This window comes from Streptomyces liliifuscus (genome assembly GCF_016598615.1).
Classification (GTDB): domain Bacteria; phylum Actinomycetota; class Actinomycetes; order Streptomycetales; family Streptomycetaceae; genus Streptomyces; species Streptomyces liliifuscus.
In genome coordinates this window covers 10,369,703-10,384,834 of sequence record NZ_CP066831.1, presented here as the reverse complement: position 1 = coordinate 10,384,834, position 15,132 = coordinate 10,369,703, and the positions used below count along the sequence as shown (strand labels likewise).

13 protein-coding genes are annotated in these 15,132 nt (G+C 69.8%); 7 read left to right on the top strand and 6 right to left on the bottom strand.

The annotated features are described in order from the left end of the window. Together glgB and JEQ17_RS45320 are read left to right on the top strand one after the other, a co-directional pair. Window positions 1-2,175: a 1,4-alpha-glucan branching enzyme gene (gene glgB, locus JEQ17_RS45325; protein ID WP_200402052.1), complete on the top strand. Its 2,175-nt coding sequence runs from the start codon at window positions 1-3 to the stop codon at window positions 2,173-2,175. Window positions 2,176-2,415: 240 nt separating this feature from the next. Then, a complete protein-coding gene (locus JEQ17_RS45320; protein ID WP_200400767.1) occupies window positions 2,416-3,480 on the top strand; it encodes an LLM class flavin-dependent oxidoreductase in 1,065 nt (354 codons plus the stop codon). Window positions 3,481-3,668: 188 nt separating this feature from the next. On the opposite strand, the gene JEQ17_RS45315 is transcribed toward JEQ17_RS45320, so the two are convergent. Both JEQ17_RS45315 and JEQ17_RS45310 read right to left on the bottom strand, forming a co-directional pair. Continuing rightward, window positions 3,669-5,030 carry an MFS transporter gene (locus tag JEQ17_RS45315; protein ID WP_234048617.1) on the bottom strand — a complete coding sequence of 454 codons (1,362 nt, stop codon included), beginning with the start codon at window positions 5,028-5,030 and terminating at the stop codon, window positions 3,669-3,671. Between the two features lie 142 nt (window positions 5,031-5,172). Further along, window positions 5,173-5,823 (bottom strand): TetR/AcrR family transcriptional regulator, encoded by a 651-nt coding sequence (locus JEQ17_RS45310; protein WP_200400766.1) that lies wholly within the window; start codon window positions 5,821-5,823, stop codon window positions 5,173-5,175. Between the two features lie 92 nt (window positions 5,824-5,915). On the opposite strand from JEQ17_RS45310, the gene JEQ17_RS45305 reads away from it, so the two are divergent. After that, the gene (locus JEQ17_RS45305; protein WP_234048616.1) at window positions 5,916-6,980 is read left to right on the top strand and encodes a DMT family transporter; all 1,065 of its coding nucleotides are present in this window, start codon (window positions 5,916-5,918) and stop codon (window positions 6,978-6,980) included. Here the strand turns inward: JEQ17_RS45305 and JEQ17_RS45300 are convergent. Beyond that, window positions 6,880-7,491: a LysE/ArgO family amino acid transporter gene (locus tag JEQ17_RS45300; RefSeq protein WP_200400765.1), complete on the bottom strand. Its 612-nt coding sequence runs from the start codon at window positions 7,489-7,491 to the stop codon at window positions 6,880-6,882. The two genes, JEQ17_RS45305 and JEQ17_RS45300, sit on opposite strands and share 101 nt — an antisense overlap. Window positions 7,492-7,559: 68 nt before the next feature. On the opposite strand from JEQ17_RS45300, the gene JEQ17_RS45295 reads away from it, so the two are divergent. Beyond that, window positions 7,560-8,480, top strand: coding sequence for a LysR family transcriptional regulator ArgP (locus JEQ17_RS45295; RefSeq protein ID WP_200400764.1), 921 nt, complete (start codon window positions 7,560-7,562; stop codon window positions 8,478-8,480). 33 nt (window positions 8,481-8,513) lie between these two features. Here JEQ17_RS45295 and JEQ17_RS45290 read toward each other — a convergent pair whose 3' ends face one another. Next, window positions 8,514-9,047: a hypothetical protein gene (locus JEQ17_RS45290; protein WP_189839170.1), complete on the bottom strand. Its 534-nt coding sequence runs from the start codon at window positions 9,045-9,047 to the stop codon at window positions 8,514-8,516. 584 nt (window positions 9,048-9,631) lie between these two features. Between JEQ17_RS45290 and JEQ17_RS45285 the strand changes: the two genes are divergently transcribed. The 3 genes from JEQ17_RS45285 to JEQ17_RS45275 all read left to right on the top strand — a co-directional run bounded on the left by JEQ17_RS45285 (window position 9,632) and on the right by JEQ17_RS45275 (window position 12,977). After that, on the top strand, window positions 9,632-9,970 hold the full coding sequence (locus JEQ17_RS45285) for a DUF485 domain-containing protein (protein ID WP_234048615.1): 339 nt from the start codon (window positions 9,632-9,634) through the stop codon (window positions 9,968-9,970). Then, window positions 9,964-11,601, top strand: coding sequence for a solute symporter family protein (locus JEQ17_RS45280; protein WP_407700125.1), 1,638 nt, complete (start codon window positions 9,964-9,966; stop codon window positions 11,599-11,601). The genes JEQ17_RS45285 and JEQ17_RS45280 overlap by 7 nt, the downstream gene beginning before the upstream one ends. Before the next feature lie 125 nt (window positions 11,602-11,726). Then, window positions 11,727-12,977 (top strand): DUF4032 domain-containing protein, encoded by a 1,251-nt coding sequence (locus JEQ17_RS45275; RefSeq protein ID WP_200400762.1) that lies wholly within the window; start codon window positions 11,727-11,729, stop codon window positions 12,975-12,977. Window positions 12,978-12,986: 9 nt separating this feature from the next. Here the strand turns inward: JEQ17_RS45275 and JEQ17_RS45270 are convergent, their stop codons facing one another. Both JEQ17_RS45270 and JEQ17_RS45265 read right to left on the bottom strand, forming a co-directional pair. Then, complete coding sequence (locus JEQ17_RS45270; protein ID WP_200400761.1) at window positions 12,987-13,835, bottom strand: universal stress protein; 849 nt, start codon at window positions 13,833-13,835, stop codon at window positions 12,987-12,989. A 73-nt stretch (window positions 13,836-13,908) separates the two neighbouring features. Continuing rightward, window positions 13,909-15,039 carry a glycoside hydrolase family 88/105 protein gene (locus JEQ17_RS45265; protein WP_200400760.1) on the bottom strand — a complete coding sequence of 377 codons (1,131 nt, stop codon included), beginning with the start codon at window positions 15,037-15,039 and terminating at the stop codon, window positions 13,909-13,911. Window positions 15,040-15,132 lie beyond the last annotated feature (93 nt).

The following is a 15,132-nucleotide window of genomic DNA, read 5'->3' as shown; positions in this document are numbered from 1 at the left end:
ATGGACGCGATGGATCGGGAGCGCCTGCTGTCGGGCGCCCACCACGATCCGCATGCGCTGCTGGGAGCCCATGCCGTGCCGGGCGGGGTCGTCTTCCGCGCGTTGCGGCCGTTCGCCACGGCCGTGGCCGTGTTGTCGGCGGACGGGCGGCGCATGGAGCTGAGCAGCGAGGGTGACGGTCTCTTCTCGGGTGTGCTGCCCGGTGTGCTGCCGCTCGAATCGATTCCCGAGTACACCCTGCTGGTGAGGTACGAGGGCGGTGGCGAGCTGGAGGTGCAGGATCCTTATCGGTTCCTGCCGTCGCTCGGCGATTTCGATCTGCATCTGTTCGGGGAAGGGCGGCACGAACAGCTGTGGACGGCGCTCGGTGCCGAACCGATGGCCCACCAGGGCGTGGCCGGCACCCGGTTCACCGTCTGGGCACCCAACGCGCGGGGCGTCCGAGTGGCCGGGGATTTCAGCCACTGGGACGGGACCGCGTTCCCGATGCGTTCCCTGGGTTCGTCCGGGGTGTGGGAACTGTTCCTGCCGGGCATCGGCGAGGGCGCGCGGTACAAGTTCGAGATCACCTCACGGCACGGCCATCGGTTTCTCAAGGCCGACCCGATGGCACGCAGGACCGAGGTGCCGCCCGCGACGGCGTCGATCGTGACGGCGTCCCACCACGAGTGGGGCGACGAGGAGTGGCTGGCGCATCGCGGTGACATCGCCGTGCACGAGGCGCCGTTCTCCGTGTACGAGATCCATCTGCCGTCCTGGCGACGGGGACTGACGTACCGTCAACTGGCCGAGGAGCTTCCGGCGTACGTCAAGGACCTCGGCTTCACCCATGTTCAGCTGATGCCGGTGGCGGAGCACCCCTTCGGCGGTTCATGGGGCTATCAGGTCACGGGCTTCTACGCGCCGACCGCACGGCTGGGGACGCCGGACGACTTCAAGTACCTGGTCGACGCACTGCACCGGGCCGGAATCGGCGTCATCATGGACTGGGTGCCCGCCCACTTCCCGAAGGACGACTGGGCACTGGCCCGCTTCGACGGGGAGCCGCTGTACGAGCCGGGCGACTCGCGCCGTGCCGAGCATCCCGACTGGGGTACCTACGAGTTCGACTACGGTCGCACCGAGGTGCGCAACTTCCTGGTCGCCAACGCGGTGTACTGGTGCGAGGAGTTCCACATCGACGGCCTGCGGGTCGACGCGGTGGCGTCCATGCTGTACCTCGACTACTCGCGCGAACCCGGCCAGTGGGCGCCCAACATCCACGGCGGGCGGGAGGATCTCGCCGCGGTCGCGTTCCTCCAGGAGATGAACGCGACGGTGTACCGGCGGGTGCCGGGTGTGATGACCATCGCCGAGGAGTCGACCGCCTGGGAGGGGGTGACCCGCCCCACCGACAGTGGCGGCCTGGGGTTCGGTCTGAAGTGGAACATGGGCTGGATGCACGACTCGCTCGAGTACATCGCGCACGAGCCCGTCCACCGCAAGTACCACCACAACGAGATGACGTTCTCGATGGTGTACGCGTACAGCGAGAACTACGTCCTGCCCATCTCCCACGACGAAGTCGTCCACGGGAAGCAGTCGTTGGTGTCCAAGATGCCGGGCGACTGGTGGCAGCAGCGGGCCACGCACCGGGCGTATCTGGGCTTCATGTGGGCGCACCCCGGCAAGCAACTCCTCTTCATGGGACAGGAGTTCGCGCAGGGCGCGGAGTGGTCCGAGGCGCACGGGCCCGACTGGTGGCTGCTCGATCCGTCGTACGGGGCCGCCGCCGACCACCAGGGTGTGCGGGACCTCGTCCGCAAGCTCAACACCGTCTACCGGACGACCGGTGCGCTCTGGGAGCGGGACTGCGATCCCTCCGGGTTCGCCTGGGTCGCGGGGGGTGCGGCGGAGGACAACGTCTTCGCGTTCCTGCGGTTGGACGCCGGTGGGGATCCGTTGTTGTCCGTCTCCAACTTCTCGCCGGTGGTACGCCACGAGTACCGGCTCGGTGTTCCTGACGACGTGCCCGCCTGGGAGGAGGTCCTGAACACCGATGCCTTGCGCTTCGGGGGCAACGGCGTGACGAGTCCCGGACCCGTCAAGGCCGAGGCTCAGGGGGAGCAGGGGTGGGCGACGAGCGTCCGACTCACACTGCCACCACTGGCTACGGTGTGGCTGCGCCCGGCGTAGCTTCTCCTCGCCCCCACCGCCCCTACCCATTCCCGTCCCTCTCCGGGGGCTGCCGCCCCCGGACCTCCGCAGTTCATGCCGACCATGCCCTCAACTGCGAGGGCATCAACGGGGTTTCGCTGCGTCAGGCACGGCCGCCCCACCCCGCGACGCCACAAGAGCACTCGCCTCCGCAACGACCCTGCACTCGGACCTGCCATGCTGAGCAGATTCGATTCGAACCTCACCTTGGAGGTTTTGATGCGTGCAGGCGTCGTTGTCGCCGCGCAGCCCGGTGTGGAGGACCTCGCTGTGCAGGCCGAGGAGTTGGGCCTGCACAGCTTCTGGGTCAACGACACCCCGATGGTCCACGGCGACCCCTTCGTCGCCTTGAGTCTGTGTGCGAAGGCCACCACCCGCATCAGGCTCGGCATCGGCGTGACCTCACCGGCGCTGCGCTCGGCCCCGGCCGCCGCGAGCGGCCTCGCCAGCCTCAACGCCCTGGCACCGGGCCGGATCATCTGCGGAATCGGCACCGGGAACACCGCCCGGCGCACCCTGGGCATGCGGCCGACCACGGCGGCCGGGCTGGAGAACTTCACCGCCGCACTGCAGGACCTGTGTGCCGGACGTCCGACCGAGTACCGCGAAGGTGACCGGGTCCGCGACATCCGGTTCCTGCACGCCGGGGGGCACGTGAACACCGCCGACCCGATCGAATTCGTCGTGGCCGCGCTCGGGCCGCGGGCCGCCGCCGTCGCCGGCCGCCGCGGAACCGGCCTCATCTCCTTCGGCCTGCTGGACCCCGCCGCCTGGCACGCGCTGCAGGACACCCGCCGCCACGCCGCCCAGGGCACACGCCACGACCCCGACTCCCGGGCGGACTCCTACGTGGTCACGTCACTCCACCTGCTCGACGAGGACGAGGACCCCCACGGCGACGCGGCCCGGGACGCGACGGGCCACCTCGTCCTGTCGCTGCTGGCCTTCGCCGCAGACACGGCCGCCGACACACCCGCCTTCGCCGATCAACTCGGCCCCGAGGAACGCGAGGCGGTGCGGCGGCTCCTCGACCGGCGCGGCACCACCGCCACCGCGCCGGACCGGCACATCAAGCTCTACCCCAACTACCTCGGACGCATCGCGCCGCAGGACCGGGACCTGGTCCTGCCCTCACTGATGAACACCCTGGCCCTGGTCGGCACCCGCGACGATCTCCTCGCCCGCCTCACCACCCTGCAACAGGCCGGCATCGACGAACTCCTCATCCAGCCGGTGATCGACCCACCCACCGAGATGACCCAACTAGCAAAACTCCTCACCTGAACCGACCCGCCTGCCGGACGGGCTGAAGGCTCACTTCGACTGCGGGTTCGTTGTGGCTGGTCGCGCAGTTCCCCGCGCCCCTAGGTACCTAAGGGCGCGGGGAACTGCGCAGTCTTTTGGGGGTTCGGGGGCGGAGCCCCTGAGTCAGGGACGGGAATGGGTAGGGGCGGCGGGGGCGAAAAAAGGCCCTACGCACTCCCCCTGTACCGCCACAACGCCGGCATCGCCACAGCCAGAACCACCATCGTGACAACCACAAGCAGACCCCCACCAGCAACAGCCGTGCGAGCACCCACCGCGGAGCCCGCCGTCCCGTGAAGGACATCGGCCAGGCGCGGACCCCCCGCCACGACGACCGTGAAAACGCCCTGCATACGACCACGAAGCTCATCGGTGACAGCCGACAAAAGGATCGCCCCGCGGAAGACCATGGACACCATGTCGGCAACCCCGGCGGCGGCAAGAAACGCCACCCCCACCCACAGATTGGAACTCAACCCGAAGCCGGTGATGGCGACACCCCAGGCAACCACCGCGGCAATGACCATGAGCCCGTGCCGCCGCGCACGCGAGAACGTACCGGACATGAGCCCACCGACCACCGCCCCAATAGGGATAGCCGCGAAGAGAAGCCCGAGCGCCAGCCCCTCCCCGTACGGCGCATACGTCTGGGCGGCGAGCTGCGGGAACAACGCCCGCGGCATGCCGAAGACCATGGCGATGATGTCGGCGACAAAGGACAGCAGGAGCACCTGGTTGAGCGAGATGTAGCGGAAGCCCTCCGCGATCCCCCGCAGACCTGCCCGCCCGGCGGCCGCCGCGGTGGTGCCCAGGGGCGGCAGCGCGGGAAGCCGGTAGACCGCCCATACCGTGGCGCACAGGGCGAGGGCGTCGATGAGATAGAGCTCGGCGAGGCCCACGACGGGGATGAGGGCTCCGGCCAGCAACGGGCCGGCGACGAGGCCGGTCTGCATGACGGTCGAGCCGAGCGCGTTCGCCGCGGCCAGTTCGTCCTTGGGCACCAGACGGGCGATGGAGGCCTGGCGGGCCGGCGAGTTGAGGCCGAAGAACGCCTGCTGGACGGCGAGCAGCACCATCAGGACGCCGACCGATTCGAGTCCGGTGACGGCCTGTATCCAGAAGAGCAGGGACGTGACGGCAATCCCGATGTTCGTGACGAGGAGGAGCTTGCGCCGGTCCACGCTGTCGGCGATCGCGCCGCCCCACAGCGCGAAGACGACGAGGGGCAGGAGTCCCGCGAAACTCGCGTAACCGACCCAGGCCGAGGACCCCGTGATGTCGTAGATCTGCTTGGGTACGGCGACGGCGGTGAGCTGGCTGCCCACGGCCGTGACGATGGTCGAGGACCAGAGGCGGCGGTAGGCCGGGCGGCGCAGCGGCCGGGTGTCCATGGCCCAGCGGCGCCAGCCGCCGCTTCTCTTCGGTTCGGCCGGCTCCGGTGTCCCGGTCTCCGATTCCGTACTGTGTCCTGCGCTGTATTCCGTGCCGTGTTCCGCGTTGTTCTCCGCACCGCTCTTGCTCGTGTCCACGCCCGTCCTGGTTCCTCGACCTGATTGCTCGATACATCTTTCGATTCGAGGATCACTATCGCCGATCCGCGGCCGCCTTCGTCGGGCGGACCGATCCGTGGACGGGACGACAGGCGAACAGGCGGATACGCAGCCGGCCGCCTCAGCCCGTTTCGCGCGAGCCCTCGGCGGTCGTCAGCAGCGACGCCGCCTGCTCGCGGGCGTGGTCGAGGGCGCCGGGAAAGATACGCAGACCGTGGGCGACGAGGGCTCCCTCGTGGAGCAGCATCAGGGTGCGGCCCAGGGATTCGGCCGAGGCGGGCGCGAGGGGGCGTACGAGGTCGGTGAACAGGGTGAGCATCCACTGCTTCTGGCCGGTGATGATCGCGTACGCCGGGTGCGAGGTGTCGTCGATCTCCGCGTGGGCGTTGACCATGCTGCAACCCCGCGGGCTGCACGCGTCCATCCAGTCGCGTGAGGCCTCGAAGACGGCGAGAACGCCGTCGCGCGGGGTGTGGGCCGCGTCGAGGCGGGGTGCGAGGAAGGCCCGCCAGCGCTCGTCGCGGTCGGCGAGGTACTCGACGACGATCTGCTCCTTCGAGCCGAACCGGTCGTAGAGCGTCTTCTTCGTGACACCGGCCTCGGCGGCGATGAGGTCGACACCGACGGCGTGGATCCCGCGGTCGTAGAACAGTCGCCCGGCCGCCTCCAGCGCTCGGCGGGCGCCAGGGGTCAGAGGCACTCGGCGCGGCCCGTTCGAGGCGGTCGACGCGCCCTGCGTTCTCGATGTGCTCTGCGTCTTCGAGGTGCTCATTTCTCCAGAGTAGACCGATCTGTATACTCGACGCCAGGTATACAGATCGGTCTACTCCGGTCGGTCGTCCGGCCTTGGAGGTGTGCGGTGTCGTGAACATCCTGTTGTCGATCGCTTTCGTCGGGGCCTGGAGCTCCGGTTTCATCGGGGCCAAGCTCGGATCGGGCAGCGCCCCGGCCGTCACGCTTCTCATGTGGCGCTTTCTGCCGCTGGCCCTGGTCCTGGGCGTCGTCGCGCTCACCGCGACGCGGGCGTCGTGGCGGGGGCTGACTTCCCGCGATCTGGTCCGGCAGGCCGCCGTGGGGGCGCTGTCGCAGAGCGGATATCTGCTGACGGTCTACTACGCGATCGAACTGGGCGTCTCCAGCGGCACCACGGCTCTCATCGACGGCACACAGCCCCTGGTGGCCGGAGCGCTGGCCGGGCCCCTGCTGGGCCTGCCGGTGTCGCGTACGCAGTGGCTCGGGCTGGGGCTGGGCGTGACCGGCGTCGCCGTCGTCACCACGGCCGACGCGGGCGCCGGGACGGGCGTCGCGTGGTGGGCGTATCTCGTGCCGTTCCTCGGCATGCTCTCCCTGGTGGCGGCGACCTTCCTGGACCGCCGGTCCCGTACGGACGTCCGCCCGATGGTGTCGATGACGGTCCATGCCGTCACAAGTGCCGTCGTGTTCACGGCACTTGCCGCGGCCACCGGAACGGTGGCACCACCCGCGAGCGGCTCCTTCTGGACCGCGGTGGTGTGGCTCGTGGTGCTCTCCACCTTCGGCGGGTACGGGCTGTACTGGCTGATCCTGCGGCGGTCGGGGGTGACCAAGGTCAACACCCTCATGTTCCTGATGGCTCCCGTCACGGCCGTGTGGGGTGCGCTGATGTTCGGCGAACCCTTCGGGACACAGACGGTGGTGGGACTGGCACTCGGGCTCCTGGCCGTCGCCGTCGTCCATCGGGGCGACCGCCACGACCACCACAGTCATCACGACCATCACGACCGGCTCCGGCGAACAGACCGCGATCGCGGCGACCAGGACTGCCAACAGCCTCCGGCCCCGGAGGCTGTCACGCCCCGGCGATCAGCGTGGTACCGAGCGCGATCATCATCGCCGCGACCAGGGCGTCCAGTACGCGCCACGCCGACGGCCGGGCCAGGAAGCGGCTGAGCAGCCGGGCGCCGAAGCCCAGTGCGGCGAACCAGACCAGGCTGGCGAGGACGGCTCCGAGGCCGAAGGTCCAGCGCAGCGGGCCGCGGTCGGCCGCGATGGAGCCGAGCAGGAACACGGTGTCCAGGTAGACGTGCGGGTTGAGCCAGGTCATCGCCAGACAGGTGAGTACGGCCCGCCGCCGTGAGCCCGCCGTTCCGGTTTCCACGAGCAGCGCCGACGGCCGGAACACCCGCCGCACGGCGAGACAGCCGTAGCCGATGAGAAAGACACCACCGATCAGCGCGACCGCGGTCAACGCCTCCGGCCAGGCGACCACCACCGCGCCGACCCCGCCGACACCGAGCGCGATGAGTGCCGCGTCGGAGAGGGCGCAGATGCCCACCACCGCGAGCACGGCGTCCCTGCGGATGCCCTGCCGCAGGACGAAGGCGTTCTGTGCGCCGATGGCGACGATGAGGGAGAGGCCGGTGCCGAACCCGGCGGCCGCGGCGGTCAGTGTGCTGCTCACACCGCCACGCTAGAAAGGCCGCCGTCAAGAGTACAGCTAAAGATTCTTACGTATCATTAGCGCTCGTGATGACAGAGCTTCCTCTCGACCAGGTGCGTACGCTGCTGGCCGTCGTGGACGAGGGCACGTTCGACGCGGCGGCCGCGGTGCTGCATGTGACGCCGTCGGCGGTGAGCCAGCGGGTCAAGGCGCTCGAACAGCGCACGGGGCGTGTCCTGTTGATGCGTACGAAACCGGTCCGGCCGACCGAGTCCGGCGAGGTCGTCGTGCGGTTCGCGCGCCAACTGGCCCGCCTTGAGGACGAGGCCAGGACCGAGCTCGGCATGTCGGGCTCCGACGAGCCGACGCGTCTGTCGATCGCGGTGAACTCCGACTCACTGGCGACCTGGTTCCTGCCGGCGCTCGCCCACGTACCGGAAGAGCTGCGGCTCTGCTACGAGTTGCGCCGTGAGGATCAGGACCACACGGCCGCGTTGCTGCGCGAGGGGCTGGTGATGGCGGCGGTGACCTCGTCGCCGGAGGCGGTGACGGGTTGTTCCGTGCGGAGCCTCGGGCGTATGCGGTACCTCCCGGTGGCCGGGCCCGACTTCGCCTCGCGATGGTTCGGACGGTGGCCGGACACGCCGTTGCGGGACGTGATCGCCGACGCGCCCGTGGTGGCCTTCGACCGGCGCGACGATCTCCAGGACGCGTTCGTCCGGGGGCTCGGGCGCGGTCGTGGCGCGGCGAGTTCACTACGGCATCTCGTGCCGACCTCGGAGGGGTTCGTCGACGCCGTCGCGGCCGGAATGGGGTGGGGCATGGCCCCCGAGGTGCAGGCGGCGCCGCTGCTCGAAGCCGGACGGCTCGTCAATCTCGCGCCGGACTCGAAGATCTACGTTCCCCTGTACTGGCAGCAGTGGAAGCTCGACTTCCCGGCGCTCGCCGCCGTGTCCGAGGCCGTCGCGGCGGCGGCCGCCGAGGCTCTGGACTCGGTGCGAGGCGGCTGAGCGTCGACCCGAGGGGCCCTGTCTGGCGTGCCGTCAGGAAGCGGGGCCCTGTCCCGCTTCCCTCTCTAGGAAGCTGATCACCTGGGCGGCGAGACCGTCCGCGGCGGATTCGGGGCGGGCGCCGACGCCGACCGCCGGCTCGTGCAGGCCGATGCCGCCGGACCAGAGGTAGCGTTCGGTCCACTCGTCGTCGACCTTCAACTGGACCTGGATGTCCACGTGGGACAGGCCGCTTTCGGGAGCCGCGGCGAACAGGACCGCGGTGGCCCGGCGCAGGGGATAGACGTCGAAGCCCTCGATGAACTGCGAGTTGCGCCAGTCCAGAAACGCGCTCTCGCCGTCGGTTCCGATACGGATGTCGAGCTGGCCGTCTTCCAGGTGAATGCCGAAATGCTCGGTCGTCCGGTTTTCGACGGTCACCCGGAATCGGAAGTAGATCAGGCCCTCGGCCGCGTCGTCACGACCGCGCGGCGGCTCCGCCTTCTCCAAGCCATGGACGCGAATGCGCAGGCCGGCATGCTCGTCGTCGTACTCCTGCCAGTCCCCGACCACATTCGGCTCGTACACGGTTCACCTCTCGACCTCAGAGGGCTGCTGTCTATCCCTGAGCGCGACGAGGTGTCAAATGAGCAGAATGGGCGTTGGCCAGGGATTTTACCCGGCTTGATCGCTGATCAAGCCGTGCCCAGCCAGAACCCCTCTCACAGGCGTCACGCCGACCGCCCCGGCGTGCTGCACATCACGTCCCCCGGCTCCGGCCGTCGAGGCGGCGTCCGGCGGCGCCGGTGCCGCCTCCGGCGCCCGATGCTGTGCGGTGCATTTGAGCCAGCCCGGCAGGCTTCGCAGGCCGAATAAGGCCGCTCGCATTTCCCTCACATTTTCGCTGTTGATTATTGAATCGATTGAATGCCAGAATCCGTTCAGCCTCGCCGACATACCCCATCGGCCGGGCCGCCCCGGGTTGACCGGGTGAGGATTTCAGCGGCAATTCGGGCCGATTCCCGACCCGCTCGATCCAGAAACTTGAGCCGCGTTCAGCAATGCCTCTTGAGCTGCACTCTTATTTGATAAGGCACGGTATGCCACAACACCCAAGCCCGTACTACGGTTCCCCTCCGGACAGCGCGCAGTCCGGACCCGTGGCCCGGAACATGATCGCTTCGCGTCCCGACTTCCGCTCCATCCGCGGCGCCCACCGCAGATTCGGGGCGGTGGCGCTGTCGATCTCGGTGGGCGGGTTCCTGCTGTTCGTGCTGCTGTCGAGTTTCCTGCCCGATGTGCTCAATCGGCCGCTGTTCGGTCATGTGACGCTGGGACTCGCGGGCGGGGTGGGGCAGTTCGTCGTGATGGCCCTGACCGCGTGGCGGTACACGGTGCACATGGAGCGTCGGGTCGACCCGGCCGCCGACCGCCTGCGCGCAGAGTTGCATCGCGACGCGGCCGCGCGGGCCCGGGTTCCCCGGCAGCAGAGGCGGTTCGGCGGATGGTGACGCTCCCCCAGGACCGGCTGGTCACTCTCTCCGCCGGTGTCGTCGGCGGTTTCAGTCTGAAGCTGACCTTCATCCTGTTCGTGTCGGTCGTCGTGGTCAGCATGTTCACCGCGCTCATCATCGCGCCGCAGGGTGACGAGATCAGCGAGTTCTATCTCGGCAACCGCACGATGACGCCGCTGCGCAACGGCCTGGCGATGTGCGGGGACTACCTCTCCGCCGCCACCCTGCTCGGCAGCACCGGTCTGGTCGCACTGACCGGCTACGACGGCCTGCTGTACCTCGTGGGAACCAGCGTGGCCTGGGTGATGGTGCTGCTGCTGATCGCCGAACCCCTGCGCAACTCCGGCAAGTTCACGCTCGGCGACACCCTGGCACTGCGCCTGCCACGCAACCAGCGCTCCGTCCGCCTGGCGCTCGCCTTCTGCACGCTGACCGTCACCGTGCTCTACCTCGTCGCCCAACTGGTCGGCAGCGTCGCCCTGCTGACGCAGTTCCTCGGCGAACCGTCCAGCGCCACCCGCACCCTGTGCATCGTGGCCATCGGCACCCTGGTCGTGCTGTACGTGGCGCTCGGCGGTATGCCCGGCGCGACCTTCATCCAGATCGTCAAGGCCGTCATGCTGGTCGTCGGTGTCGCCGTGACCGCCGTCATGGTGCTGCACCGCTACAACTGGAACGTCGACGATCTGCTGGGCGGAGCCGCCTCCGGCAGTGGGATCGGGCAGCGGTTCCTGGAGCCCGGGCTGCGCTACGGCGGCAGCACGACCAGCAAGCTCGACTTCTTCAGTCTGCAGATCGCCATCGTGCTGGGGCTGGCCGCGCTCCCCCACGTGATGATGCGGCTGCTGGCCCCGAGCGCCACCCGGGTGCTGCGGCGCTCCATCCTGTGGGCCATGGGCCTGGTCGGTTTCGTGTGCCTGGCCGCGGGCGTGCTCGGCCTCGGCGCGACCGCGATCGTCGGCCGGGACGTCATCGCGGACATCGACGCGAAGGGCGACGCCGCGGTGCTGCTGCTCGCCCAGGACATCGGTGGCGCTCTGCTCACCGCGCTCATCTCCTGTCTGGCGTTCGTCACGCTGCTGGCCGTGGCCGCGGGCCTCACCCTCGCGGCGGCCTCCTCCCTCGCGCACGACCTGTACGGAGAGGTGGTCCGCAAGGGCCGGGCGAGCCAGCGGGAGGAGCTGACCGTGGCCCGGCTGTCCGCCGTGGTGATCGGTGTCCTGGGGATGCTGCTCGCGCTCGTCTCGTGGGGGACGAACACCGCCACCCTGGCGTTCCTGGCTTTCGCCATCGCCGCGTCCGCGATCCTGCCGACGATGGTCTACAGCCTGTTCTGGCGCCGCTTCAACGCGCGCGGCGCCCTGCTCAGCCTGTACGGCGGCCTCATCACGTCCGTACTGCTGGTCGTCTGCTCGCCCGTCGTCTCCTCCAGGCCCGCCTCGTTCTACCCGGACGCGGACTTCGCCTTCTTCCCGCTGCAGAACCCGGGCATCGTCTCCGTACCTGCCGGGTTCCTGCTGGGCTGGCTGGGCACCGTCCTGGCCTCCCGCCCCAAGGACAGCGAGCCGCCCGAGACGTACGAGAGGTTCGAGGTCCGCGCGGTGCTGGGGGTGGATCAGCCGGTCTGAGCCGAGGAGCGGGCGCATCTCCCACCGGGTGACGAAACGGACGTCCATGTTGACGAAGGGGACGTCCAGGTGCGGAGATGCTCCTGCGACATGACGGCCGACCGTGAGGGCAGGGCAAGCGAGCGATGGCATTGCAGATCAGCGCCACCAACCCGGAGCATCCTGCGCTCCTGCTCGACCTGCCGTGGCAGCTGCCCCTGGAGGAGTGGCCCGAGCACTATCTGGTGCCGCTGCCGCGGGGCATCTCGCGGCACGTGGTGCGTTACGCGCGCGCCGGCACGGAGGTCGTGGCGGTCAAGGAGCTCGCCGAGCGGCCCGCCCTGCGGGAGTACGAGCTGCTGCGCAGTCTCGACCGGCTGAACATCCCGTCGGTGGACCCGCTCGCCGTGGTCACCGGCCGCACCGACGAGGGCGGCGACCCGCTGGAATCCGTACTGATCACCCGGCATCTGGGCGGCTCGATGCCCTACCGGTCGATGTTCGAGACGACCATGCGTCCGGCCACCATGCACCGGCTCATGGACGCGCTGGCGGTACTGCTGGTCCGGCTCCATCTGGCCGGGTTCGCCTGGGGCGACTGCTCGCTGTCCAACACGCTGTTCCGGCGCGACGCGGGCGCGTACGCCGCGTATCTCGTCGACGCCGAGACCGGGGAACTGCATCCGCAACTGAGCCCCGGGCAGCGCGAGTACGACCTGGACCTCGCGCGTGTGAACATCAGCGGGGAGCTGCTGGACCTGGAGGCGTCCGGCGCCCTCCACCCGTCGGTGGACCCGATCGAGTTCGGTATGGAGATCTGCGCGCGCTACAACCGGCTCTGGGAGGAGCTCACCCGCACGTCCGTGTATCCGGCGGGCAAGCACCACTACATCGACCGCCGCATCCGCCGACTGAACGACCTCGGTTTCGACGTCGCCGAGATGCAGATCGCGCACTCCTCGAACGGGGACACCGTCACGTTCGTGCCGAAGGTCGTCGACGCGGGCCACCACCAGCGCCAGTTGCTGCGGCTGACCGGGCTGGACGCCGAGGAGAACCAGGCGCGGCGGCTGCTGAACGACCTGGAGGCCTGGATGGCCACCCAGGACGACTACGCGCCCGGGGACCCCCTCGCCGCCCGCCCGGAGGTGCTGGCCCACCGCTGGGTGCGGGACGTCTTCCGGCCGACCGTACGCGCCATCCCCCGCGAGCTGCGCGGCTCGATGGATCCGGCCGAGCTCTACCACGGGCTCCTCGAACACCGCTGGTACCTGTCCGAGCGGGCCCAGCACGACATCGGCCTGGACACGGCGGTCGAGGACTACGTCAAGAACATCCTCCCCGCGATGCGTGACGCGCTGCCGCCGCCGACGGACGATCCGGCGCCGTCCGTCTGAGGCGGGCGGTCAGACCGGCGGGACGACCGCCACCGGGCAGGGCGCGTGGTGCATGGCCGCATGGGCCACCGAACCCACCCGTCCACCGACGGCGGAAGGGTGCGCGCGCCGGCCCACCACCAGCAGCTGGGCCGGGGCGGCCGCCGTGAGCAGTACCTCGCCCGCGCTGCCCATCTCGACGTGCTGGGTCACCCGGACCTCGGGGAAGCGCTCCTCCCAGGAGCGCAGCGCCTCCGCGAGCGCCTTGTTCTCGTACTGCTCCAGTCCCCCTGCCTCGTCGGCGAGCTTGAGCGAGGCGGGGCTGAAGGTGAAGACGGTGGGCAGGCTCCACGCCCGTACGACGCGTACGGCGGCGCCGCGTGCCGCCGCCGTCTCGAACGCGAACTCCAGTGCCGCCGCGCTGTCGTCCGGGCCGCCCTGCTGCCCGACGACGATCTCGCGGCCGGCCGCCTCGGACTCGGCGAGGTCCCCGGCGCGTACGAGGACGACGGGCCGCGCGGACTCCGCGACCACCTGCTGTCCGACGGAACCGAGCAGGAAACCGACGATCGCGCCGTGCCCGCGGGTGCCGAGGACCAGCGTCTCGGCGTCGGCCGCCGCGGCGACCAGCGCGTCGACCCGGTCGCCTTCGAGGAGGTCGGTGGTCACCGGCAGGTCCGGGTGCCGGCCGGTGACGTCGCGGGCGGTCTCCGCCAGCGCGTCCCGCACGTCCCCGGTCCGGTCCTCGCCGTCGGACTTCTCCCAGGCGTGCACCACACGCAGCGCCAGTGAACGGCGTACCGCCTCCCTGGCCGCCCAGTGCACGGCGGCCAGGGATTCGGCGGAACCGTCTACTCCCACGGTGATCGGGCGGGTCATGTGACAGCCTCCGTCGCGTTGGTTGATGTGCCCACGCTACAGAGCCATTACGCCGGCCCGCACGGCGGTGCTGTCAGCTCGTCAGAAGGGCGAGTTCGGTACCCCCGAGCAGGAACGCACCCACGCCGAAGTCCGAGGTGCTGTCGTAGGTGACGGGCTGGCTGGACTCCGGTCGGTCGCCCACCTTCTGTACGTATCCGAGGAAGCCGTCGGGATGGACGGCCGTGGTGACGAGCCCCTGCCATGCCCGGGTCGCCACCGGCAGGAAGGCCGACCGGCGGACGAGGCCTGCACGGATCGCGTAGGCCGTGCCGTAGAGGAAGAAGGAGGTACCGCTCGTCTCGGGGCCGGGCAGATGTGCCGCGTCGGCGAGATTGACGTTCCAGAAGCCGTCCGTGCGCTGTACGGCGGGCAGGGCGGTGATCAGCCGGGTCAGGGTCTCCCGGTACTCGGCGGTGTGCCGCTCCGACCGGGGCAGGGCCTTGAGGGTCTTGACGTGTCCGCCGGCCACCCAGCCGTTGCCACGTGACCAGACCACCGGTTTGCCCGTGGGCGAGACGATCGCGCCGGGCAGGAAACGCTTGTCGCGGTACCACAGGCCGGTGCCCTGATCGAGGAGACCGGGCCCGCCCTCCACTCGCTTGGTGTGGTCGTAGAGGGCGTACAGCTTCTCCCAGTACCGCGGGTCCTTGCGCAGCACGCCGAGGCGGGCGAACGGCGGCATGCCCATGTGGAGGGCGTCGTCCCACCACCAGTCGTCGTTCCTGCCCGGCTGATCCGTGTGGACCATGCGGTGCAGGGACTCCTCGATCGCGGCGAGCTTCCGCTGCTCCGGCTCTATCTCGTAGAGGTCGAGATAGGCCTGTCCCGCGTTGTGGTTGTCGGCATGACGGGTCGTCACACCGCCCCGCAGGCCGTACGCGTGCTTCTCGGCCCAGCCGCGCGCGTACGCCAGGTAGCGGGGGTCGCCTGTCAGCCGGTGCAGTGCGAGCAGGCCGCTGAAGAACGTCGCGTTGGCCCAGCCGTTGTCGCCCGGGTCCGTGTGCGTGGCGATCCAGTGGTCGGCGACCCGGCGCAGGACGGGGAGGATCTCGGCTCTCGACGGCAGCGCCCGGGCCGTGCGGGCGCTCGCGGTCGGGGTGGTGAGGAGGGTGGCGGTGGCCGCGAGGGCGGTCCCGCCGGTGAGTAGGCGACGTCGGTTCACTGGGTCAACTCCTCTGTGTGTGGGGCACATTGAGGCCATGTGTCAGTGCGATGCATCAGCGCGATGCGTCAGTGCGTCGCCTCGGCGCTCCGC